This window comes from Streptomyces sp. Je 1-332 (assembly GCF_040730185.1).
Taxonomy (GTDB): domain Bacteria; phylum Actinomycetota; class Actinomycetes; order Streptomycetales; family Streptomycetaceae; genus Streptomyces.
Map to the genome: position 1 here is coordinate 3,738,719 of NZ_CP160402.1, position 21,803 is coordinate 3,760,521.

General features: G+C 70.0%; 21 protein-coding genes and 1 tRNA gene. 9 read left to right on the plus strand and 13 right to left on the minus strand.

Annotated features, from left to right (window positions below; genetic code table 11):
* Positions 1-57: 57 nt before the first annotated feature.
* Positions 58-1,083: a zinc-binding dehydrogenase gene (locus ABXJ52_RS16775; protein WP_367043284.1), complete on the plus strand. Its 1,026-nt coding sequence runs from the start codon at positions 58-60 to the stop codon at positions 1,081-1,083.
* Positions 1,084-1,096: 13 nt separating this feature from the next.
* On the opposite strand, the gene ABXJ52_RS16780 is transcribed toward ABXJ52_RS16775, so the two are convergent.
* Both ABXJ52_RS16780 and ABXJ52_RS16785 read right to left on the minus strand, forming a co-directional pair.
* Entirely contained in the window at positions 1,097-1,579 is a 483-nt protein-coding gene (locus ABXJ52_RS16780) for a GNAT family N-acetyltransferase (protein WP_367043286.1), read from the minus strand.
* 105 nt (positions 1,580-1,684) lie between these two features.
* Positions 1,685-2,608 (minus strand): aminoglycoside phosphotransferase family protein, encoded by a 924-nt coding sequence (locus tag ABXJ52_RS16785; protein WP_367043288.1) that lies wholly within the window; start codon positions 2,606-2,608, stop codon positions 1,685-1,687.
* Here ABXJ52_RS16785 and ABXJ52_RS16790 point away from each other — a divergent pair.
* A complete protein-coding gene (locus ABXJ52_RS16790) occupies positions 2,607-3,296 on the plus strand; it encodes a rhomboid-like protein (RefSeq protein WP_367043291.1) in 690 nt (229 codons plus the stop codon). The genes ABXJ52_RS16785 and ABXJ52_RS16790 overlap by 2 nt on opposite strands.
* Here ABXJ52_RS16790 and ABXJ52_RS16795 read toward each other — a convergent pair.
* A complete protein-coding gene (locus ABXJ52_RS16795; RefSeq protein WP_367043293.1) occupies positions 3,274-4,026 on the minus strand; it encodes a thioredoxin domain-containing protein in 753 nt (250 codons plus the stop codon). The two genes, ABXJ52_RS16790 and ABXJ52_RS16795, sit on opposite strands and share 23 nt — an antisense overlap.
* Before the next feature lie 125 nt (positions 4,027-4,151).
* Between ABXJ52_RS16795 and ABXJ52_RS16800 the strand changes: the two genes are divergently transcribed.
* On the plus strand, positions 4,152-5,546 hold the full coding sequence (locus ABXJ52_RS16800; protein WP_367043295.1) for an FAD-dependent oxidoreductase: 1,395 nt from the start codon (positions 4,152-4,154) through the stop codon (positions 5,544-5,546).
* Positions 5,547-5,691: 145 nt separating this feature from the next.
* On the opposite strand, the gene ABXJ52_RS16805 is transcribed toward ABXJ52_RS16800, so the two are convergent.
* Positions 5,692-5,764, minus strand: a tRNA-Thr gene (locus ABXJ52_RS16805).
* 180 nt (positions 5,765-5,944) lie between these two features.
* Between ABXJ52_RS16805 and ABXJ52_RS16810 the strand changes: the two genes are divergently transcribed.
* The 4 genes from ABXJ52_RS16810 (at position 5,945) to ABXJ52_RS16825 (ending at position 10,287) form a co-directional block, all read left to right on the plus strand.
* A complete protein-coding gene (locus ABXJ52_RS16810) occupies positions 5,945-7,345 on the plus strand; it encodes an RNA-guided endonuclease TnpB family protein (protein ID WP_367043297.1) in 1,401 nt (466 codons plus the stop codon).
* Positions 7,346-7,703: 358 nt separating this feature from the next.
* Entirely contained in the window at positions 7,704-8,840 is a 1,137-nt protein-coding gene (gene ugpC, locus ABXJ52_RS16815) for a sn-glycerol-3-phosphate ABC transporter ATP-binding protein UgpC (protein ID WP_367043299.1), read from the plus strand.
* Positions 8,841-9,042: 202 nt separating this feature from the next.
* Positions 9,043-9,498, plus strand: a complete 456-nt coding sequence (locus tag ABXJ52_RS16820; RefSeq protein WP_367043301.1) for a hypothetical protein — start codon at positions 9,043-9,045, stop codon at positions 9,496-9,498.
* Positions 9,499-9,564: 66 nt separating this feature from the next.
* Positions 9,565-10,287, plus strand: a complete 723-nt coding sequence (locus tag ABXJ52_RS16825) for a nucleotidyltransferase family protein (RefSeq protein WP_367043303.1) — start codon at positions 9,565-9,567, stop codon at positions 10,285-10,287.
* A gap of 91 nt (positions 10,288-10,378) precedes the next feature.
* Here ABXJ52_RS16825 and ABXJ52_RS16830 read toward each other — a convergent pair whose 3' ends face one another.
* From ABXJ52_RS16830 to ABXJ52_RS16860, 7 genes are all read right to left on the minus strand, one after another.
* Entirely contained in the window at positions 10,379-12,019 is a 1,641-nt protein-coding gene (locus tag ABXJ52_RS16830; RefSeq protein WP_367043305.1) for a DoxX family protein, read from the minus strand.
* A 126-nt stretch (positions 12,020-12,145) separates the two neighbouring features.
* A complete protein-coding gene (gene rlmB / locus ABXJ52_RS16835; protein WP_367043307.1) occupies positions 12,146-13,102 on the minus strand; it encodes a 23S rRNA (guanosine(2251)-2'-O)-methyltransferase RlmB in 957 nt (318 codons plus the stop codon).
* Positions 13,103-13,226: 124 nt separating this feature from the next.
* Positions 13,227-14,627 (minus strand): cysteine--tRNA ligase, encoded by a 1,401-nt coding sequence (cysS, locus tag ABXJ52_RS16840; RefSeq protein WP_367043309.1) that lies wholly within the window; start codon positions 14,625-14,627, stop codon positions 13,227-13,229.
* Positions 14,628-14,716: 89 nt separating this feature from the next.
* Positions 14,717-15,121, minus strand: coding sequence for a PPOX class F420-dependent oxidoreductase (locus tag ABXJ52_RS16845; protein ID WP_367043311.1), 405 nt, complete (start codon positions 15,119-15,121; stop codon positions 14,717-14,719).
* Positions 15,122-15,234: 113 nt separating this feature from the next.
* The gene (ispF, locus tag ABXJ52_RS16850) at positions 15,235-15,738 is read right to left on the minus strand and encodes a 2-C-methyl-D-erythritol 2,4-cyclodiphosphate synthase (protein ID WP_367043313.1); all 504 of its coding nucleotides are present in this window, start codon (positions 15,736-15,738) and stop codon (positions 15,235-15,237) included.
* Entirely contained in the window at positions 15,728-16,465 is a 738-nt protein-coding gene (gene ispD, locus ABXJ52_RS16855; protein WP_367043315.1) for a 2-C-methyl-D-erythritol 4-phosphate cytidylyltransferase, read from the minus strand. The genes ispF and ispD overlap by 11 nt, the downstream gene beginning before the upstream one ends.
* Before the next feature lie 287 nt (positions 16,466-16,752).
* On the minus strand, positions 16,753-17,235 hold the full coding sequence (locus tag ABXJ52_RS16860) for a CarD family transcriptional regulator (protein ID WP_003953493.1): 483 nt from the start codon (positions 17,233-17,235) through the stop codon (positions 16,753-16,755).
* Positions 17,236-17,872: 637 nt separating this feature from the next.
* Between ABXJ52_RS16860 and ABXJ52_RS16865 the strand changes: the two genes are divergently transcribed.
* Complete coding sequence (locus tag ABXJ52_RS16865; protein WP_367043345.1) at positions 17,873-18,598, plus strand: DUF461 domain-containing protein; 726 nt, start codon at positions 17,873-17,875, stop codon at positions 18,596-18,598.
* A 109-nt stretch (positions 18,599-18,707) separates the two neighbouring features.
* Here the strand turns inward: ABXJ52_RS16865 and ABXJ52_RS16870 are convergent, their stop codons facing one another.
* Positions 18,708-19,388: a response regulator transcription factor gene (locus ABXJ52_RS16870; protein ID WP_018527980.1), complete on the minus strand. Its 681-nt coding sequence runs from the start codon at positions 19,386-19,388 to the stop codon at positions 18,708-18,710.
* A complete protein-coding gene (locus ABXJ52_RS16875; RefSeq protein ID WP_367043348.1) occupies positions 19,385-20,644 on the minus strand; it encodes an ATP-binding protein in 1,260 nt (419 codons plus the stop codon). The genes ABXJ52_RS16870 and ABXJ52_RS16875 overlap by 4 nt, the downstream gene beginning before the upstream one ends.
* 283 nt (positions 20,645-20,927) lie before the next feature.
* Here ABXJ52_RS16875 and phoU point away from each other — a divergent pair, with 283 nt between their 5' ends.
* On the plus strand, positions 20,928-21,608 hold the full coding sequence (gene phoU / locus ABXJ52_RS16880) for a phosphate signaling complex protein PhoU (protein ID WP_367049099.1): 681 nt from the start codon (positions 20,928-20,930) through the stop codon (positions 21,606-21,608).
* Positions 21,609-21,803: the final 195 nt, after the last annotated feature.

Genomic DNA, 21,803 nt, shown 5'->3' on the forward strand with positions numbered 1-21,803 from the left:
GCACCGCCCCACACTCCGCCACCGCCCACCCACCTCGTCACCCAGGGAGCGAACCCCATGCACGCCATCCGCCTGCACACCTTCGGCCCGGCCGAGCACCTCACGTACGAGGAAGTTCCGGACCCGGCGGCGCGGGCCCCCGGCCAGGTCCGCATCGCGGTGACCGCGGCGGGCGTGCACCTCCTGGACACCGCGATCCGCGAGGGATTCCAGGGCCCGCTGCCCGAACTCCCCGAGCTGCCCACGATCCCGGGCCGCGAAGTGGCCGGCACGGTCGACGCCGTCGGCGAGGGAGCCGACGGCAGCTGGCTCGGCAAGCGCGTGGTCGCCCACATCGGCTTCGCCCCCGGCGGCTACGCCGAGCTCGTCGTCACGGAGGCCTCCCGCCTGCACGAGATTCCCGCCAGCCTGGACGACGCACAGGCCGTCGCCCTCATCGGCACGGGACGTACGACGATGGGAATCCTGCAGTTCGCCGAGCTGACCCCCGTCTCCGTGGCCGTCATCCCCGCGGCGGCGGGCGGCATCGGCACGCTCCTGGTCCAGTACGCCAAGCACGCGGGCGCCACGGTGATCGGACTGGCGGGCGGCCCGGAGAAGACGGCCACGGTCGAGGCGAACGGCGCCGACCTCGCCGTCGACTACAAGAACCCGGACTGGCCGGACGAGGTCCGCGCGTTCCTGGCGAAGCTCGGCGGCAGCGGCGTGCCGGGCGCCACCGTGGTCTTCGACGGGGTGGGCGGCGACGCGGGCATGGCCGCCGTGGACCTCCTCGCCCCCGGCGGCGCGCACGTCGTCTTCGGCTGGTCGGGCAAGGGCCCGCACGACGGCGAGCCCCTCACGTTCACCGACGAGCAGCTCGCGGCCCGCGGGATTACCCAACTCAACGTCCTGGGCCCGGAGATGATGCGCAGGGCGGGCAGCGACAACCCGGTCCGCGCCCTGGAACTCGCCGCGCTCGCCGAAGCGGAGAAGGGCCACTTCATCCCGGCGGTGCAGCGCTACCCCCTGGCGCGGGCGGCCGCCGCCCACGCCGACCTGGAGAACCGCCGCACCACGGGCAAGGTGGTACTGATCCCCTGACGAAGCCCCCCGGCTACTCGGCGACAGCCCCCAGCTCGGCCAACGCCCCATCGGTCAGCCGATACACGGTCCACTCGTCCTGCGGCAACGCACCGAGCGACTTGTAGAAGTTGATCGACGGCTCGTTCCAGTCGAGCACGGACCACTCCAGGCGCTCGTAACCCCGCTCCACACAGATCCGCGCCAGCTCGCGCAGCAACGCCTTCCCGTGCCCGCCGCCGCGCGCCTCGGGCCGTACGTACAGGTCCTCCAGGTAGATCCCGTGCACCCCGCGCCACGTGGAGAAGTTCAGGAACCACAGGGAGAACCCGACGGCCTCCCCCGACACCTCGTCCTCGGCGATGTGCGCGAACGCGGCGGGCCGCTCCCCGAAGAGCGCTTCACGCAGCTGCTCCTCGGTGGCCCTGGCCTCGTCGAGTGCCTTCTCGTACTCGGCGAGGTCGCGGACCATGGCGTGGATGACGGGGACGTCGGCAGGCGTGGCGTGACGAATCATGCCCGCAGGCTAACCAGCCCACCCACCGGGACCAACCCGCACCCTAAGACCACCCACCGGGACCAACCCACGCCCGGAGACCACCCACCGGGACCAACCCGCGCCTCACGCCCCGAGCAGCCGCCGCGCCAGCTCCAGGTCCTCCTCGTCCGGCTCCCGCCCGTCCTCGATCTCCCACAGCGCGTTCTGCAGCACCCGGGCCAAGGTCCAGGCGCGCGCCCGCTCCCTGTCCAGCCCCAGCACCTCGCTCATCGCGTCGAACCGCCACAGCAGGTCGTCCGGGTCGAAGCGGTTGTTGAGCGCGGGCCAGAGGTCGAACCCGGGGTCCCCCGCCAGCGGCTTCGGGTCGATGGCCAGCCACGGTTCGCGCTCGGCCGCGAGGACGTTCTCGAAATGCAGGTCCCAGTGCAGCAGCCGGTCACCGGGCTCCCCCACGACCTCGCGCAACGCACCCCCGCACCGCTCCACGATCGCGCGCCGGTCCGGGTCACGGATCGCCTTCAGGGCCCCGGGCAGGTCGTCGAGCATCTCCCCCGCGATGTCCGCGAGCCGCCGCATGCCCTCGGGCGCGGGCACCGAGGTGAGCCGGGCGAGCAGCCCGGCGATGACGAGGACCGCCTGGTGGGTGTCCTCCATCGTCGACAACATCCGCCCGGAGTCGAGCCGTTCGAGCAGCATCGTGCCCGTCCGGTCGTCGTGGTCGAGCAACCGCACCGCCCCGTCGCCGTCCCACACCCGAAGCCCGACCGGCTCGCTCTCGGTCTCCTCGTCGAGGAGCTGGAACTTCACCGCGGCAGGGGTGCCGTCCCTCCGCACCACGGGCAGCACGAGCGCGGCCATGCCGTGCATCGAGGGGCCGTCGACCCTCAGGTCCCACCGCTCGACGAACTCCGCCACGAGCGCGGGCAGCGCCGCGATGAAGGCACGCCCCGGCTCCCCCGCGTACAGGTACTGCGACTCGATCAGCTCGTCCGGAATGCGAATGTCGATCACGCCCGCGACGCTACCGGCGTGGGTGAATCGCCGCATGGGGATTATCCGGGCCTCCACCCACCGCGTCCGGGCGGGCGTCCACGGCATCAGGGCCTACGTCCGCAGCGCTCCGGGAACGTACATCTGGCTCGCGGTCCTCTTCGTCACGACGGTCGCGGTGCACCACATGTCGCCGGAGTTCGAGAAGGACTTCCTGCGCCAGCGCTCCACGAACATCAACGAGCTGTCACAGCACCCCGTCCGCGTCCTGATCTCCAGCGCGCTCTGGACCGACGGCGGCACCTGGCTGTCGTACGCCGTCCTCTACACCCTCTTCCACGCCACCGCCGAACGCTGGCTCGGCACCGCACGCTGGCTCGCGGTGGCCGCCGCCGCGCACATCGGCGCCACCCTCATCAGCGAGGGCGTACTCGCGCTCGCGATCCACCACGGCGCCGCCCCGGCATCGTCCGTCAACACCCTGGACGTAGGCGTGAGTTACGCGCTGGCGGGCGTGATCGCCGTCCTTACCTACTGGGTGCCGAGCCCCTGGAGATACGCGTATCTCCTGATCGTCCTCGCCGTGTACGGCACTCCGCTGATCACCGGCAGGACCTTCACCGACCTGGGCCATTTCACATCGGTCCTGATCGGCCTTGCCTGCTACCCGCTGACCCGGAGTGCCGTACGCCCCGCGCCGAGGAGCTGGGCGGTGAAGAGCCTCAGGAGATCCCGGAGGCCTTGAGCTCCTTGGCGAACGCGTCCCGGTCGAACAGCGAGTTACTGGCCGCCTTCTTGCCGTCGATGACCACGGTCGGCGTGCCCTGCATGCCATCGTCGGAGAAGGCCTGCATCGCCTCACCGACCCACTTCTTGTACGTCCCCTTCTGCACGGCCTTGTCGAACTCGGCGCCCCGCAGCCCGTCCACCTTGTCGGCGATCTTCAACAGGAAGGCAGGCGTGAAGGCGTCCTCGGTCTCGCTCTCGGGCTGGTTGGCGAAGACCGCGGCGTGGTACTGCGGGAACTTGCCCGCCTCCACCGAAGCCCGCAGCGCGTTCGCCGCATTCACCGAGCCGCTGCCACCGAGGTTCTTGTCGAGGAACGACGCGAGCGTGTACTCGACCTTCACCTTGCCCTCCGCCACCGGCTCCACCAGCGCCTGCGCGCCCGTCTCCTCGAACTTCTTACAGATCGGGCAGCGCGCGTCCTCGTACAACTTGACCGTATGCGCCGCCTTCGGGTCGCCCACCGTGATCACGCCACCCTTCACCGTGGCGGGCGACTTCGCGAGCACGTCCGTGCCGGCCGGCGGCTCCTTCGCCTCGGGACCACCGGTGGACGCGGCCTCCGACGCCGACCCCTTGTCATCGCCACCGCCCGTGAAGTCCTCGGGCCCACAGGCGGCAGCGCCCCCGGCGACGAGTGCGGTGGCGGCCACCGCGGCGACGATGCGCCCGGCCTTGCGTACGGCCATCTGAACAGTCCTCCTGGATCTCGGCACCTGACGCTTCGACATCGCCACGTGCCGGATCAACGTATCGGAACGGCCCCCTCCGAACCCCTCCCCAAAGTCCCCACCAGCGCAGTAACGTCCGGCTCATGAGCAGCACGATCAACGGCGGCATCTCGTTCTGGTACGCGGACCACGGCACCCCGGCCCCCCGTGAGCCCCTGCCGGGCGACGAAAGTGCCGACGTCTGCATAGTCGGCGGCGGCTACACAGGCCTGTGGACCGCGTACTACTTGAAAAAGGCCGCCCCCTTCCTCCGCATCACCGTCCTGGAGCAGAAGTTCTGCGGCTACGGAGCCTCCGGCCGCAACGGCGGCTGGCTCTACAACGGCATCGCGGGCCGCGACCGCTACGCCCGCCTGCACGGCAGGGAAGCGGCCGTCCGCCTCCAGGAGGCGATGAACGACACCGTCACCGAGGTGATCGAGACGGCGAAGACGGAAGGGATCGAGGCCGACATCCACCACGGCGGCGTCCTGGAAGTCGCCTACACCCCGGCGCAGTTGGCACGCCTGAAGGAGTTCCACGCCGCGGAGCTCGCGTACGGCGAGAAGGAACGCACCCTGCACGGCGCCCGCGAGACGGCCGACCGCATCCGCGTCGCGGGCGCCGTCGGCTCCACCTGGACCCCGCACGGCGCACGCCTGCACCCAGTGAAACTGGTGAAGGGCCTGGCGTCGGCGGCAGAAGCACTCGGCGTGACCATCCACGAATCAACACCCGTCACGGAGATCAAGCCGAAACACGCCATCACCCCGTACGGCACGGTCCGCGCCCCGTACATCCTGCGCTGCACGGAGGGCTTCACGGCGTCCCTGAAGGGCCAGCGCCGTACATGGCTCCCCATGAACTCCTCCATGATCGCGACAGCACCCCTGACCCCCGCCCAATGGGAATCGATCGGCTGGGAAGGCCGCGAGACGCTCGGCGACATGGCGCACGCGTACATGTACGCCCAGCGCACCGCCGACGGCCGCATCGCACTCGGCGGCCGGGGAGTCCCGTACCGCTACGCCTCGAAAACGGACAACGACGGCCGCACCCAACCGCCCACCATCGAGGCCCTGCGCGAGATCCTCACCCGCTTCTTCCCGCAACTGGCCGGGGTCGAGATCGCCCACGCCTGGTCCGGCGTACTCGGCGTCCCCCGCGACTGGTGCGCCACCGTCACCCTGGACCGCGCGACGGGCCTCGGCTGGGCGGGCGGCTACGTCGGCTCGGGCGTCGCCACCGCCAACCTCGCGGCCCGCACCCTGCGCGACCTGGTCCAACAGGACTCGGGCCAAGCAGGCCCCACGGACCTCACGACCCTCCCCTGGGTCAACCACAAGGTCCGCAAGTGGGAGCCGGAACCATTCCGCTGGATCGGCGTCCAGGGCATGTACGCCACATACCGCCACGCGGACCGTCAGGAACTCACCACGCCGACCGCCAGGGCCCCCCGCCTGGCCCGCATCGCGGACCGCCTGTCGGGCCGCCACTGACCCACACCCACACGCGCCGCGCCCCGCTCCCGCTCCCACTCCAACCGAAGCCGGACCTCCCGCTGACGCTGCCCTGGCGCTGCGCCTCGGAAGCACTTCGGACATGAAGAAGCCCAGGTCAAGATCGCCCTGACCTGGGCTTTTGAGCCGCCTGTCGGAATCGAACCGACGACCTTCGCATTACAAGGGCGGCGCTCTGCCAACTGAGCTAAGGCGGCACTGCGCACGACAACGCCGCACGCGAGGCTGCTCCACCTTACACAGAGCCTGATCCCCCAAGCCACGGAGTTGCCCAGCCGCCCACCTCCAGATCCACCCGTAACCACCCGCGCACCCGTTCGTTGAACGGACTGAAGTGCTGTTCCGACTATCGGACTGTGGGACCCGGGGAGGGGTGCATGGAGGACGCGACGGAGAAGCCCAAGGCGGTGACCGGCTCAGAAGCCAAGCGCGTCAAGCGCGAGGCGCTGGGCATCGCCGACCGCCGCAAACACCACGCCCGCCCTGCCTCTCCCATGAAGAGTCGCGCCAAGGAGCCCGGCACGCAGCAGCGCGTCTACCGGTTCCGCTGCTATCCGACCGAGGCGCAGGCCACACAGTTGGAGAAGACGTTCGGCGCCTGCCGTTGGGTCTACAACGAAGGTCTTGCCCTGCGTTCCGGGGCGTGGGAGCGGCACCGGGTTAATGTCGGCTTCGCCGAGACGTGCCGAGCACTGACGGGCTGGCGGCATGCGGAGGGGACGTCGTGGGTGCAGGAGGTGTCCTCAACGGTGCTGCAGCAGTCGTTGCGGCATCTGGATCATGCGTTCACGGCATTCTTCAAGGGTGGGGCGAAGTATCCGAGGTGGAAGAAGAAGCACCGGGCGCAGGATTCGGCGACGTACGTTCGGACGGGGTTTCGCTGGGTGGAGGATGTCGAGCGGCCCGGGACTGGTTCGGTCACGCTGGCCAAGCAGACGTCTCCGCTGGATGTGCGGTGGTCGCGTGCGCTGCCTGCGCAGATGCTTCCGGTGCGGTTGTCGGTGACGCGGGACCGGGCGGGGCGGTATTTCCTCTCCTTGCTTGTGGAAGAGGTGATCGCGCCTCTTCCCTCCGCGTTTCTTCCCGGCTCGCGGGAGCCGAAGGCCGTGGGTCTGGATCTGGGGCTTGCGTCGCTCGTCACGCTCGACGACGGGACGAAGCTGGAGAATCCGCGGCTGCTGCGGCGGTATGCGGAGAGGTTGGCGAAGGCGCAGCGTGAGTTGCATCGGAAGGTGAGGGGTTCGAAGAACCGGGAGAAGGCCAGGCGGGAGATCGCGCGTCTTTTCGCGCTCATCTGCGACGTTCGCAGGGACATGTTGGATCAGTTCACCACCCGCCTCGTGCGCGAGAACCAAGTGCTCGTGGTGGAGGATCTGTCCATCGTGACCCTGTTGCGTCCTGCGCGTGGCAAGGGCAGGCGGCGCAAGGCGAAGCTGAATCAGTCGATCATCGATGCCGCGTGGGGCGAGCTGTTGCGGCAGCTGCGTTACAAGTGCGAGTGGTACGGCCGGACGCTGGTGGTCGTGGACCGCTTTTTTCCTTCTACGCGCCGTTGCTCGGCGTGCCATGTGAAGGGGCCGAAGCTTGATCTCGCGGTCCGGGAGTGGACGTGCGGCGAGTGCGATGTGGTTCATGACCGGGATGTGAATGCGGCGGTCAATCTCCGGGACGAGGGGATGCGGTTGTACTGGCTGGTTGCTGCCGCGCTGCCGCCGGGCCGGAAGGCGCCGACGGTGGTCAAGGCGTCGGAGCTTGAGGAGTGTCTGCTGGTCGCGTAGGTGCGCGGCTGGTGCGGTACGGACCGACGGGCCGTCGGCCGGAATGCCTGTGGAGTTCGTGTAAGACCGTGCGTGATGACGGGGTAGCCCGTTGTCCGTCGGCGGTGGGCCGTGAAGCAGGAAGCCTTGGGGTGGGTCAAAAGTGGGGTGCTCTGCCACCTCATGCTCAAGGCACGGATCAAAAGGCACCCGCTCTGCCAAGCTCGAAAATTCCCTCGAAACCCGCAGCTCCCCGACTACTGACAGACCCACACCCCCCGGGGTACGGTCACGAGCAGTTCACTCAGGTGGACTACACCACTCCTCTCTTTACAACGGATCGTCCGGCACGTTCCTGCCGGTGAAGGGGGCCCTCACCATGGCCACTGTTTCGTTCGACAAGGCGACCCGCATCTACCCGGGTGGCGACAAGCCCGCCGTCGACCAGCTTCAGCTCGATGTCGCGGACGGCGAGTTCCTCGTCCTCGTCGGTCCCTCCGGCTGCGGAAAGTCCACCTCCCTGCGCATGCTCGCGGGCCTGGAGGACGTGAACGCCGGAGCGATCCGCATCGGTGACCGCGACGTCACGCACCTGCCGCCCAAGGACCGGGACATCGCCATGGTGTTCCAGAACTACGCGCTCTACCCGCACATGACGGTCGCCGACAACATGGGCTTCGCCCTGAAGATCGCGGGCGTCAACAAGGCCGAGATCCGCCAGAAGGTCGAGGACGCCGCGAAGATCCTCGACCTCACCGAGTACCTCGGCCGTAAGCCGAAGGCCCTCTCCGGCGGTCAGCGCCAGCGTGTCGCCATGGGCCGCGCGATCGTGCGTGAGCCGCAGGTCTTCCTCATGGACGAGCCGCTGTCGAACCTCGACGCCAAGCTCCGTGTCTCCACGCGTACGCAGATCGCCAGCCTCCAGCGGCGCCTGGGCATCACCACGGTCTACGTCACCCACGACCAGGTCGAGGCCATGACCATGGGCGACCGCGTGGCCGTACTGAAGGACGGGCTCCTCCAGCAGGTGGACAGCCCCCGCAACATGTACGACCGCCCGGCCAACCTCTTCGTCGCCGGCTTCATCGGCTCCCCCGCCATGAACCTCGTCGAGGTCCCGATCACCGACGGCGGCGTGAAGTTCGGCAACTCCGTCGTGCCGGTCAACCGCGAGGCGCTGTCCGCCGCGGCCGACAAGGGCGACCGCACGGTCACCGTCGGCGTCCGCCCGGAGCACTTCGACATCGTCGAGCAGGACGGCGCCACGGCGAAGTCCCTCTCGAAGGAGACCGAGGACGCCCCGGCGGGCCTGGCCGTCTCCGTGAACGTCGTCGAGGAGCTCGGCGCCGACGGATACGTCTACGGCTCCGCTGAGGTCGGCGGCGAGCACAAGGACCTCGTGGTCCGCGTGAACGGTCGCCGGGTCCCGGAGAAGGGCACGCAGCTGCACGTCGTGCCGCGTCCGGGCGAGATCCACGTGTTCTCGACGTCGACGGGCGAGCGCCTCACCGACTGACGATCCCGCTCACCAGCAAGGACAGGGCCCCGCACTCCGGTGCGGGGCCCTGTGCGTTCGCCCACGTTGTCGACAAATACCCCGGCAGACCGGTCATTTCGCCGGGCGCGCGTCAACACCGCTCCAAAGAAACCTCATTCTCCGTCGCTCGACCGAGTGACGTAATGTCGCCAAATCATCACCGACCGCTACGCTCACTCGCGTGACGCACTCCGCCAACTACACCCAGAAGCCGCGCCGAGCCCACCGGGGCCCCGCCCGCCGCATCGGCCGCACGCTCGCCCTCGTCCTGCCCGTGATGCTGGTGCTCTCCGGGACCCTCGCGGTCACCAGCGTCAACTGGTCCCAGAGCTCCTCGGATTCGATGCTCACCGCATCCGCCGACGATCTCTCCGCACCGGCCAAGTCCCGCGCGCCGCAGGACATCCTGCGCGACCGGCTCCTCCTGGAGCTCCAGGAGAAGAACCCGGGTGTCGCGCTCACCCACCTCCAGCAGGAGGTGAACCGCCACCCGTCGCTCGCCAAGCACTGTGTCTCCATCGCCCGTGCCCTCGGCCGCGCGGCCGTCCGGGCGTACGGCCCGACACGCGCCCAGTCGTACTCCCGCCCGGTCTGCGACACGTCCTTCGCGACAGGTGTCGCCGCGCAGTCGTCTTGAGCCGTCCGGCGACGGAGGACAGGGGTCCGGGTCGGAGCACCGTCACGTCCGCATATCGTGCGGTGCATGACCTCTGACCCGCACCCCGTCCAAGCCGTCGTCCTGGCCGGAGGCCAAGGCTCGCGCCTGCGTCCGTACACCGACGACCGGCCCAAGCCGATGGTCGAGATCCCCGGCACGGGGACCCCGATCATCGGCCATCAGCTTTCCTGGCTCGCGGCCGAGGGCGTGACGGACGCGGTCGTCTCCTGCGGCCATCTCGCCGAAGTCCTCCAGGAGTGGCTGGAGTCGGCGGACCTCCCCCTGAACGTCACCACGGTGGTCGAGAACGAACCCCTGGGGCGCGGCGGAGGCCTGAAGTACGCCGCCCGCCACCTCCCGCACGCGGACCGCCCCTGGTACGCGACGAACGGCGACATCTGGACCCGCTTCTCGCTGCGCGACATGGCGGCCTTCCACGCCGAGCGCGACGCCACCGCGACACTCGCCCTTGCCCGCCCCCGCATTCCGTGGGGCGCCGTCGAGACGGACGCGTTCGGCCACATCACGGACTTCATCGAGTCCCCGCCGTCGCCCTACCTCATCAACGCGGGCGTGTACGTCTTCTCCGCCTCGTTCACCGCGCTCCTGCCGGACCGCGGCGACCACGAGCGCACCACGTTCCCGCGCCTGGCCCGTGAGAAGAGCCTGGCGGGCTTCCCGCTGCCGCAGGGCGCCTACTGGCGGGCGATCGACACCGCGAAGGACCTCACCGAGGCGGCCAAGGAGCTTGCGGGCAAGGAGGGTTGAGGCCCTCTGCCGCCATGCATACGTACGTACGCCGATGGGCCCCGCACAGTGACTGTGCGGGGCCCATCGGCGTTCACGAAGACCGGGCGGGTCAGCCGCCGCCCAGGAGGCCGCCCACGAGCCGGCCGTTGCCGCCGCTCGTGCTGCCGCCGCTCGTACCGCCCTCGGGCGCCGCGCCACCGGTGCCGCCGCCGCTGGACGTGGGTCCCGCGGTGGCCGACGGAGGCTGCTGGGGCGAGGTCTGCTGCGGAGGAGCCTGACCGGTGGTGCCCTGGGTCTGGCTCGGCTGCTGCTGGCCGGTGCCCGCGGCGGCGGACTCGCGCGCCGCACCCGGAGTGGTCACCGTGGCGCCCTGTGTGGGGCTCGCGGAGCTGCCCCGCGTCGGCGTCCCGGACCCGGAGGCCGTGGGGCTCTGCGACTGGCCCTGGCGCTGCTGCTGCTGCTTCCCCGGCTCTCCGGGGAGCGGTGAGCCCGGCAGTTCGTTGCGCGGGGCCTCGCCGGGTCCCGGTACGGTCACGCGGTCGGCGTCCCGGACGGCGCCGCCGAGCATCGAACCGATGAGCAGCGTGAGCCCGACGACGAGCCCTCCGATGAGCGCACCGCGCCGCAGTACTCGGCGCCGCAGCTCCCAGATGTCCACGCGCGGCCCGAGCGTCCGCCAGGCCTCGCCCGCGAGACGTCCGTCGACGGAGTAGACGGGCGCGCCGGCGATGATCAGCGGCGACCATGCGGCCAGATAGATGATGTCGGGCGCGTCGTAGGCGGGGACGGTCTTCCAGCTGACGGTGACGATGAGCGCGGCGGACAGGAGCACGCCGATGCCGGCCGCGACCCGCTGCCAGAGACCGAGCACCGTCAGGACGCCGACGATGATCTGCAGGAAGGCGATGCAGAGCCCGGCGCCCACCGGGTGCGAGAGGGCGAAGTCCCGCAGCGGCTCGGCGAGCGCCCAGGGGTGCAGCGAGTTGAGCCACTTGACCATGGAGCCGCGGTCGCCGCCGTCGAAGTACACGGGATCGCAGAGCTTGCCCATGCCGGCGTAGATGGAGATGAACCCGAGGAAGACGCGCAGCGGAAGCAGCACGACGCCGAGGTTCATGCGGCGGCCGGGGTAGTAGGCGTGCCGCACGGGGTCGGCCCCGTGCCGCCGTACGACCTGGCGTTCGCCCGTGTCGTCGAAGTCGTCGCCGAAGTCGTCGTCCCCGTAGGGGAGTTGTTCGTCGAGATCGCTCTCCGGCATCGGCATGCGCGGAATGAGCCGGGTCCCGGGGTCGGGGTGGCGGGGGCCGATGACGGCAGGCGTGGGCTGCGTACTCTCGAGATCGTCCTCGTCGATGCGTGGGATGACCTGCGTGGCACCTCCGTCGTCGTAGGAGGAGCCGCCTGCCTCGGCCGAATGGCGCACGCCGGTTCCACGCACCGCCTGCAGCAGTCCGGTGGCTCCGGGATCGCCGGGTTCCGACTTCCCGCTCCAGACGACGGGCGTGCGGCGCCGGGCTGCGGAGCCGGCGGCGGGGATACGCACGGTGCCATCGGCATTGCTCAAGTGCCGTGCGATACGCGGGGATTGGGTCCGCTGCGCGGTGGGGAGCTGCACGCGGAAGCTCGCGTGGTTCACGATGACCTGGGCCGGGTCGCTCGGCACCTTCACCATGCTCAGCGCGGGAGCTTCGTCGAACCCTGACGAGCTTCCCCCCGTGGGATTGCGGGGCGTTCTGGTGTCCACACTCATCTAACCGAGTGATGTGTGTTTAGGACACTGCCTTGACCGCGCGGAAATGTCCGGACCGCGTCAAGATCTTCCCCGGGCGCCGGCCGGCGCGGTTTCCGCGGGCCGGCCGACGTCCGGGGGTGCGGATCAACTCCGGCGCCTGGACGCCTCGTAGAGCACGACGCCCGCCGCGACACCGGCGTTGAGGGACTCCGTGCCGCCCGGCATGGGGATCCGTACGCGGTAGTCGCAGGTCTCGCCGACCAGCCGCGAGAGGCCCTTGCCCTCGCTGCCGATGACGATGACGACGGGACCGGAGAGCGCTTCGAGGTCGCCGACCTCGTGCTCGCCGTCCGCCGCGAGCCCGACGATCGCAAGCCCGGCCTTCTTGTACGACTCCAGGACGCGGGTCAGGTTGGTGGCCCGCGCCACGGGCGTACGGGCCGCGGCACCGGCGGCCGTCTTCCACGCGCCCGCGGTCATGCCCGCCGCCCTGCGCTCGGGGACGACGACGCCGTGCCCGCCGAAGGCGGAGGCCGAGCGGACCACGGCGCCGAGGTTCCGCGGGTCCGTCACGCCGTCGAGCGCGACGATCAGCGGGTCCTCGCCCTGGTCGTACGCGGCGGCGGCGAGCTCCTCGGGGTGCGCGTACTCGTAGGGCGGCACCTGGAGCACGAGGCCCTGGTGGTTGAGCCCGTTGGTCATGCGGTCCAGCTCGGGGCGGGGGGCTTCCATGAGGTGGATGCCGCCGCGCTCACCGGCGATCTGCAGCGCCTCGCGGACGCGCTCGTCGTTGTCGATGAACTGCTGGACGTAGAGCATCGAGGCGGGCACGCCCTCGCGCAGCGCCTCGACGACCGAGTTACGGCCGACGACCATCTCGGAGGTGCCCTTGCCGCGGCCCTTCACGGGAGAGGGGCGGCGACCGCCGGGCCCACCCGAGGCCTTCTTGGCCGCGGCGTTGGCGATGCGGTTCTTCTTGTGTCCCTTGCGCGCCTCGGCGGGCGGCGTCGGGCCCTTGCCCTCAAGGCCGCGGCGCCGATTTCCACCGCTGCCGACCTGCGCGCCCTTCTTGCCGGACATGCGGCGGTTGTTAGCGGCCATGACCTACCTGTCTCTGTGTTGCGTGCGGCTGCCTGCGTGCTGCATGGCTGCCCACTGCGGGACTGCGTACGTATATGAAGTGTGCCGCCCGGGTCGCCGGGCGGCACATCGCGAGGTCGAACGCTCAGCGCGGGCCGAGAGTCCACCGCGGTCCGGTCGGGCCGTCCTCGATGACGAGGCCCGACTGGTTGAGCTGGTCGCGGATGGCGTCGGCGGTGGCCCAGTCCTTGCGGCCACGCGCCGCCTCCCGCTGCTGGAGCACGAGACGTACAAGCGTGTCGACGACCCCGTGGAGGTCCTCGCCGCGGTCGCTCTCGCCCGCCCACTGCGGGTCGAGCGGGTCGAGGCCGAGGACGCCCAGCATGGCGCGCACCTCGGCGAGCCGCTCCACCGCGGCTTCCTTGTCGTCGGCGGCCAGGGCGGAATTACCCTGCCGGACCGTCGTGTGCACGATGGCCAGCGCCTGCGGGACGCCCAGGTCGTCGTCCATCGCGTCGGCGAAGGCGGGCGGCACCTGGGCGGCGGGCTCCACGACGCCCCCTGCCTTCTCCACCACGCGCTGCACGAAGCCCTCGATCCGCGCGAACGCGGACTCGGCCTCGCGCAGGGCCTCCTCGCTGTACTCGATCATCGAGCGGTAGTGCGGGGTGCCCAGGTAGTAGCGAAGGACGATCGGGCGCCACTTCTTGACCATCTCGGACACGAGGACGGAGTTGCCGAGCGACTTCGACATCTTCTCGCCGCTCATGGTGACCCAGCCGTTGTGCACCCAGTACCGCGCGAACGCGTCGCCGAAGGCCTTGGCCTGCGCGATCTCGTTCTCGTGGTGCGGGAAGATCAGGTCGATGCCGCCGCCGTGGATGTCGAACTCACGGCCGAGGTACTTGTGGGCCATGGCCGAGCACTCCAGGTGCCAGCCGGGACGGCCACGGCCCCAGGGGGTCTCCCAGCTGGGCTCCCCCTCCTTGGCCCGCTTCCACATGGCGAAGTCACGCGGGTCGCGCTTGCCGGTCTCGCCCTCGCCCTCGGGCTGCAGGAGGTTGTCGAGCTCCTGGTTGGACAGCTCCAGGTAGCCGGGGAAGGACTTCACGTCGAAGTAGACGTTGCCGTCCGCCTCGTACGCGTGGCCGCGCTCGATCAGGCCGCGCATCATCTCGACCATCTCGGTGATGTGACCGGTGGCACGCGGCTCGTAGGTGGGCGGCAGGCAGCCGAGGACGTCGTAGCCGTCGTTGAAGGCGCGCTCGTTCTCGTACCCGATCGACCACCACGGGCGGCCCTGCTCGGCCGACTTCCGGATGATCTTGTCGTCGATGTCCGTGACGTTGCGGATGAAGGTGACGTCGTAGCCGCGGTAGTCGAACCAGCGGCGCATGATGTCGAAGTTCAGACCCGACCGGATGTGTCCGATGTGCGGGGCCGCCTGCACCGTCGCGCCGCACAGGTAGATCGAGACACAACCGTCGGTGAGCGGGCTGAAGTCTCGGATCTGCCGGGCGCTGGTGTCGTACAGGCGAATCGTCACCACACCAGGGTAGTGGGCGCAGGGCAGTGCCCTGCGACCTCCGGGGTCAACAGGGCACGGAACTGTGACACGCGCGGGCGCGAGAGGCCTCAGATGCGGCCGGCGACCTTGCGCGGAGTGACGCGGACGACGACGCGGGGCGCCTCGTTCACGGAGGACGGGTTGAACTCGGCGTACTTGAGGCCGGTGTACTTCAGGGCCAGCTCGTCGATCAGCTCCCGCCCGCCCTCGGTGGTCATCGTCACCTCGCCGCGGATCTCGGCGTAGGTGTACGGGGCGTCGAAGGGCTGGAGGAGCACCGTGACGCGGGGGTCGCGGCGCAGGTTCTTCGCCTTGCGGCGGTCGATCGTGGTGGAGAAGAGCAGGTCGTCGCCGTCGCGCTTCACCCAGACCGGTGAGACCTGGGGGCTGCCGTCGGGCTGGATGGTGGCGACGGAGACGAACACGGGGGTGTCGAGCAGGGCCTTGAGCTTGTCGGACAGTTCGGCGGGCATAGGGCGCCTCTCTCGTACGTCGCTGGCTGACGCTGTGCTGCTGTCGGGTGCGCTCCCGATACTCCTCCAACGCGCCCCGTCCCAGCGGCATTTCGCCCGCACCGCCGCCGCTGTCAGCCCGTCCGCACGACCAGTGCCGTCGCGATCGCGGCGAGGCCCTCGGCGCGGCCGGTGAGGCCGAGCCCGTCCGTCGTCGTGCCGGACACCGCGACGGGGGCGCCGGCGGCGGCGCTCAGCGTCTTCTGCGCCTCGTCCCGCCGCTTGCCGACCTTGGGGCGTACGCCGATGACCTGGACGGCGATGTTGCCGATCTCGAAGCCTTCGGCGCGCACGATCCTGGCCGCCTCCGCGAGCAGCGTCACACCGGAGGCGCCGGACCACTGGGGCCTGCCGGTGCCGAAGTGCGCGCCGAGGTCGCCGATGCCGGCCGCGGAGAACAGGGCGTCGCAGGCGGCGTGCGCGGCGACGTCCCCGTCGGAGTGCCCGGCGAGGCCCGCGCTCTCGCCCTCCCAGAGGAGCCCGGCACACCACAGCTCGCGGCCTTCCTCGAAGGCATGCACGTCGGTGCCGATGCCGACCTGCGGGAGCGTCATGCGCGGCTGCTGCTCAGAAGCCATCGTTGGCCCTCCTGCGGGCGAGCACGGCCTCGGCGAGGACGAGGTCGAGGGGCCGCGTGACCTTGAAGGCCTCCTCGTGGCCGGGTACGACGACGACCTGGAGGCCGAGCTGCTCGACCATGCCGGCGTCGTCCGTGACGTTCTCGGTGACCGTCTCGTGGGCGCGGACGAGGATGTCGCGGTCGAAGCCCTGCGGGGTCTGCACGGCGCGCAGGCGGGCCCGCTCGGGTGTGGCGACCACGGGCTCGGGCCGGCCGGGCTCCTTGGGGTCCCCGGGCTCGACCTGCTTGACGGTGTCGGTCACGGGCAGCGCGGGGACGACGGCGGGGGCGCCGTCGCGTACGGCCTCGATGACGCCGTCGACGGTGTCGACGGGCACCAGCGGACGGGCGGCGTCGTGCACCAGGACGACGCCGATGCCGTCCGGCAGGGCGTCGAGACCGAGCTTCACGGACTCCTGGCGGGTTTCGCCGCCGGGGACCACGACGAAGTCGGTGCGCTCGGGCAGCGCATGGTCGGCGAGGAGTGACTTGACCTCGGCGGCGCCCTCCGGCGGGGCCACGACGACGACGAGCGAGACGGCGCGGGATGCCGCCATGGCCCGTACGGCGTGGATGAGCATGGGCGTGCCGTTCAGCGCGCGGAGCGCCTTGGGGGCGCCCGGGCCCAGCCGCACGCCGCGTCCGGCGGCGGGGATCACGACCGCGGTGCGGGATTCCTCAGACATCGCTTCCGTTCAGGTTTGTGTGCTCGGCCGACGTGGGTATGGCCACAGCGACGCCGGGCGCGGGCCTTTTGACCGGACCCTTCCGTGACATCTGGTCGAGCCAGCTGCCCGAGCCCGGCACTCACGCTTCAGGGATGACGCGCATCAGGGATGGACGCTTCAGGATGGCGTCCCTCAAGGATTTCGTCCGGGTACGAACATGCCGCAGCGCCCGGCGACACCATTGAGGGTCAGCGGGCACCGCGGCATTTCATGGCGCCAAGACGTGTGCCTGTGTCAGGACGCGATCAGGACGCGAGGACCTCGTCAAGCAGGGCCTCGGCCTTGTCCTCGTTCGTGTTCTCCGCGAGGGCGAGCTCGCTCACCAGGATCTGGCGAGCCTTGGCGAGCATGCGCTTCTCGCCCGCGGACAGTCCGCGCTCACGCTCACGACGCCACAGGTCACGCACGACTTCCGCGACCTTGATGACATCGCCCGAAGCGAGTTTCTCGAGATTTGCCTTGTAGCGACGGGACCAGTTCGTCGGCTCTTCGGCGTACGGCGCGCGCAGTACTTCGAAGACCCGGTCGAGCCCGTCCTGACCGACCACATCACGCACGCCGACGAACTCCGCATTGTCCGCAGGCACACGTACCGTCAGGTCGCCCTGGGCGACCTTCAGCACCAAGTAGGTCTTGTCCACGCCTTTGATCTGGCGAGTCTCAATGGCCTCGATCAGCGCGGCCCCGTGATGGGGATAGACCACGGTGTCGCCAACCTTGAACGTCATGTGACAGGTACCCCTTCCGTGGCTATCCATCCTAACACGAGAACCGCCTCTTCTGAATGGCGTTTTCGCAGGTCAGGGCATATCTCGGGGCTTGACAACAGCAACAGGAACGTGCTGCGAAGGGCTAGTGGAGCGAGGTATTCGCAGGTGGGAGCGGCTCTTCGGGGAAGCGGAAACGCGCCCGTCACGCCCCCTCCGAGAGCGCTCCACGAGGCCGAACGTCCCGTTTTGCCGGGTTCCGAGCGGTGAACTTCCGCTACTCCGTTCGGCGACCGGAGTGACGTGCGGGCTCCTGTTCGACATGAATCCGAAATTGATCAAGCGCCCCCGGTGATCAATTCCCCGGACTTCCCCGGACCGCCATGCATTCCTTACCGGAAATCCGCAGGAGGAGCCGTGACGACACTTGACGGCACTTAAGTGAATGGTGAACGAGAGGTCAATGTCGAGGACGTGACGGCAGGGGCGTGCATGTCGGGACACGAGCCGTGGGAGAACGGCTCACCACCCGTAGGGGCGGGTCGGGTGCGGTGGTGCGGGAACGGCTCGGTAACCTAAGCCCGCTGACACACACTTAGGGCGGCTTTACGGCCGCCCGCCCCCCCGTTCCGCCCTCGTTCAAGGAGTTGCCGCCGCCGTGAGCCGCAGCCTTCGACGTGGCGCCATCGCCGCCACCGCCATCGCGTTCTCGCTCGCGTCGCTCGCCGCGTGCGGCGCCGGTAACAACGCCCAGACGCACGAGATCAAGCCGGACAACGCCGCGATCACCGTCGGCGACATCAAGATCCAGAACGCCATGGTGATCACCCAGCCGGATCTGAAGTCGACCGGCCCCGCGGTCATCGCCGCCACGATCTTCAACAACGGCAGCACCGACCAGAAGCTGGAAGAGATCGCGGTCGACGGCACCGGCAAGAAGGCCAAGATCACGCCCGCCAAGGACGACAAGGTCTCCAAGCGCGGCGGTCCGCTGACCATCCCCGCGGGCGGCTCGGTCATCATCGGCGGCAAGGACAACGCCTCCGCCGTCCTGCCCAGCAGCCGCGAGGCCGTCAAGGACGGCAACGCGCAGCCGGTCACCTTCGCCTTCAGCAAGACCGGCGACGTGAAGATGCAGACCTTCGTCGTGCCGGCCGAGAGCTACTTCAAGAAGTGGGGCCCGACCGAGGTGCCGAAGGCCCCGGGCTCGGGCGCTTCGTCGAAGCCGTCCGGCAGCGCCTCGGCCGACCCGTCGGGCTCGCCCTCCACGAACCCCTCGGGCACGCCCGCCGACGGTGCGAACACCGAGCCGTCCGGTGCGGCCTCGTCGCCGGCCGGTGGCGGCACGCAGTCGCACGGTGCGGGCGACGCCGTCGAGCACTGATCGACGTACGTACGCATCGCCTTACGTACGCATCGCCGTATGCGCGGAAGGGGCGGGAACCCGGTGCCGGGTTCCCGCCCCTTTCGCGTGGCTTCTACTGAGGAGCCGTCTACGGCTCGAACTTGTAGCCGAGGCCGCGCACCGTGACCAGGTAGCGCGGGGCGCCGGGGTCGGGCTCGATCTTGGCGCGCAGGCGCTTGACGTGGACGTCGAGGGTCTTGGTGTCTCCCACGTAGTCCGCGCCCCAGACGCGGTCGATGAGCTGCATGCGGGTCAGGACGCGGCCCGCGTTGCGCAGGAGCATCTCCAGGAGGTCGAACTCCTTGAGGGGCAGGTCGACCTTGGAGCCGGAGACCGTGACGACGTGCCGGTCCACGTCCATACGGACCGGGCCCGCCTCCAGGGCCTGCGGCGCGACCTCCTCGGGCTCGCCGCGGCGGCGCAGGACCGCGCGGATGCGGGCCACGAGCTCACGGGACGAGAAGGGCTTCGTCACGTAGTCGTCGGCCCCTATTTCGAGTCCGACCACCTTGTCGATCTCGCTGTCCTTGGCGGTGACCATGATCACCGGGACGTTGGAGCGGCCGCGCAGCTGGCGGCAGACCTCCGTGCCGGGCAGGCCCGGCAGCATCAGGTCGAGCAGGACGAGGTCGGCGCCGTTGCGCTCGAACTCGTCGAGTCCGTCCGGGCCGGTGGCCGCGATGGCGACCTCGAAGCCCTCTTTGCGAAGCATGTAGGACAGGGCGTCGGAGAAGGACTCCTCGTCCTCTACGACGAGCACTCGGGTCACGGAAGGACCTCCGGGGCAGGAATGGGTTCGTACGAAGTGGTCTCTTCGGGCCGTGCGGTGTCGGCTTCGCTGCCGTCTCCGCGGTGACCGGATCCGCGGTCGCGGTGCGCGGCTGCTTCGGGCAGCCGCAGCGTGAAGGTGGAGCCCTGTCCCTCGGAGCTCCACACGGTGACCTCCCCGCCGTGCGAGGCGGCCACGTGTTTGACGATGGCGAGGCCGAGGCCGGTGCCGCCGGTGGCCCGGGAGCGGGCCGGGTCCACTCGGTAGAAGCGCTCGAAGATGCGCTCCTTGTCCTTGTCCGAGATGCCGATCCCCTGGTCGGTGACGGCCACCTCGATGAGGTCTCCCCCGGGTGCGCTGACCCGGCGGGCCGCTATGCCCACGCGGGTGCGGGCGGGCGAGTAGTTCACGGCGTTCTCGACGAGGTTGCCGAGTGCCGCGGCCAGCTGGCCCCGGTTGCCCCATATCTGCAGGTCGGCGGTGCCGCCCGCGGCCATGGTGATCTGCTTGTGGGAGGCCTGGTGACGGCTGCGGTCGATCGCCTCCGCCACCAGTTCATCGACACGGACGGGTTCGGCGTCCTCCAAGGGGTCGTCGTTCTGGACCCGGGAGAGGTCGATGAGTTCCTGGACGAGGCTGGTCAGGCGGGTCGCCTCGATCTGCATGCGGCCCGCGAAGCGTTCGACCGCCTCGGGCTCGTCGGAGGCGTCCATGACGGCCTCGGAGAGCAGGGAGAGTGCCCCCACCGGGGTCTTGAGCTCATGGCTCACGTTCGCGACGAAGTCGCGTCGTACGGCCTCGATGCGGCGGGCCTCGGTGAGGTCCTCCACGAGGAGCAGGACCAGGCGGGAGCCGAGGGGGGCCACGCGTGCGGAGACGGCGAGGGCGTCGCCCCGGCCGGTGCCGCGGCGTGGCAGGTCCAGCTCGACCTGGCGTATCTCGCCGTCACGGCGGGTGTCGCGTGCCATCTGGAGCATGGGCTCCACGGCGAGCTTGCCGCCGCGGACGAGCCCGAGGGCGTACGCGGCCGAGCTCGCCTTGACGACGCTGTCCGCCTCGTCGAGGACGACGGCGGACGAGCGGAGCACGGAGAGTACGGTGTCGACGCCCGGTGGCAGTACGGGGTCGGTGTGCAGGGAGGTCCGGGTGGGGCGTTTCAGGTCGCGCTCGCTCCAGCGGAACGCCAGCATGGCGATGACACCGGTGCACACCCCGGCGATCGCTGCCGCTGCGGCGACCGCCGCGTTCACGTCCATGCCTCCAGGTTATGCGCCCTTTACGCACGGGCCACAGCCATACGGGGGCCCGCTCGAACACTCGTCGCCCAGAGTTCACCGAGGGGACGGGGTTGGTTCACTTCGGCCGAACGGGTTGCTCCGGCCCGTGCCGGTGCGGCTCCCGGCGTGGCGCTGCCCGTCGCCCACAGTTCACCTCGGTGACAGGGACGGTTCATTCGGGGTGCCGGAAACGGACGCGTCCGAGCCGCACCGTGGGAGCGTGGGGGTCACCCCCCGGGACGTACTAGAGAGGGACATCCACATGCGGGACGCGTACCACGAGGAACTTGACTCGATCGGCGAAGGCCTGGTCGAGATGGCCCGCCTTGTCGGGTCCGCGATCGGGCGCGCCACCACGGCCATGCTCGACGCCGACCTGAAGATGGCGGAGAGCGTGATCGCCGCCGACCAGAAGGTCGACGATCTGCAGCACGAGCTGGAGGCGCGCGCGATAGCCCTCCTCGCGCGGCAGCAGCCGGTCGCCACCGATCTGCGCATCGTCGTCACCTCGCTGCGGATGAGCGCCGACCTGGAGCGCTCGGGCGACCTTGCCCAGCACGTCGGCAAGCTGACCCGCCTGCGCTTCCCGGCGTCGGCCGTTCCGCAGGATCTGCACGCGACGATCCTGGAGATGGGTCAGCTGGCGCAGCGCCTCATGGCCAAGGCGGCCGAGGTCATCATCACGAAGGACGTCGACCTGGCCCTCCAGCTGGAGCAGGACGACGACGAGATGGACCTGCTGCACCGGACGCTCTTCCAGCACCTGATGGACGACCGCTGGAAGCACGGCATCGAAACGGCCGTGGACGTGACGCTCCTGGGCCGCTACTACGAGCGCTTCGCGGACCACGCGGTATCGGTGGCGAAGAGGGTCGTGTACTTGGTGACGGGCGAACACGCGGACGAGATGCAGCAGACGGGGGCGCCGGTGGAGGGGGCCTGACCTTCGCATCGGACCGGGCTCCGCTGGTGGTGGGGGCCTGGCCCCCGCACCGACCCGGACTCCGCCAGTGGGAGGCCGGCCCCTCACACCGGCCCCGGACCCCCACCGCCGGACGGAGTCCGGCACAGCGCTCCGAAGCCTGGGAGGCGCCCCGGCGCCGAGCAGTGCGAGGGGCGCACGAGGAAAGGTGACGGG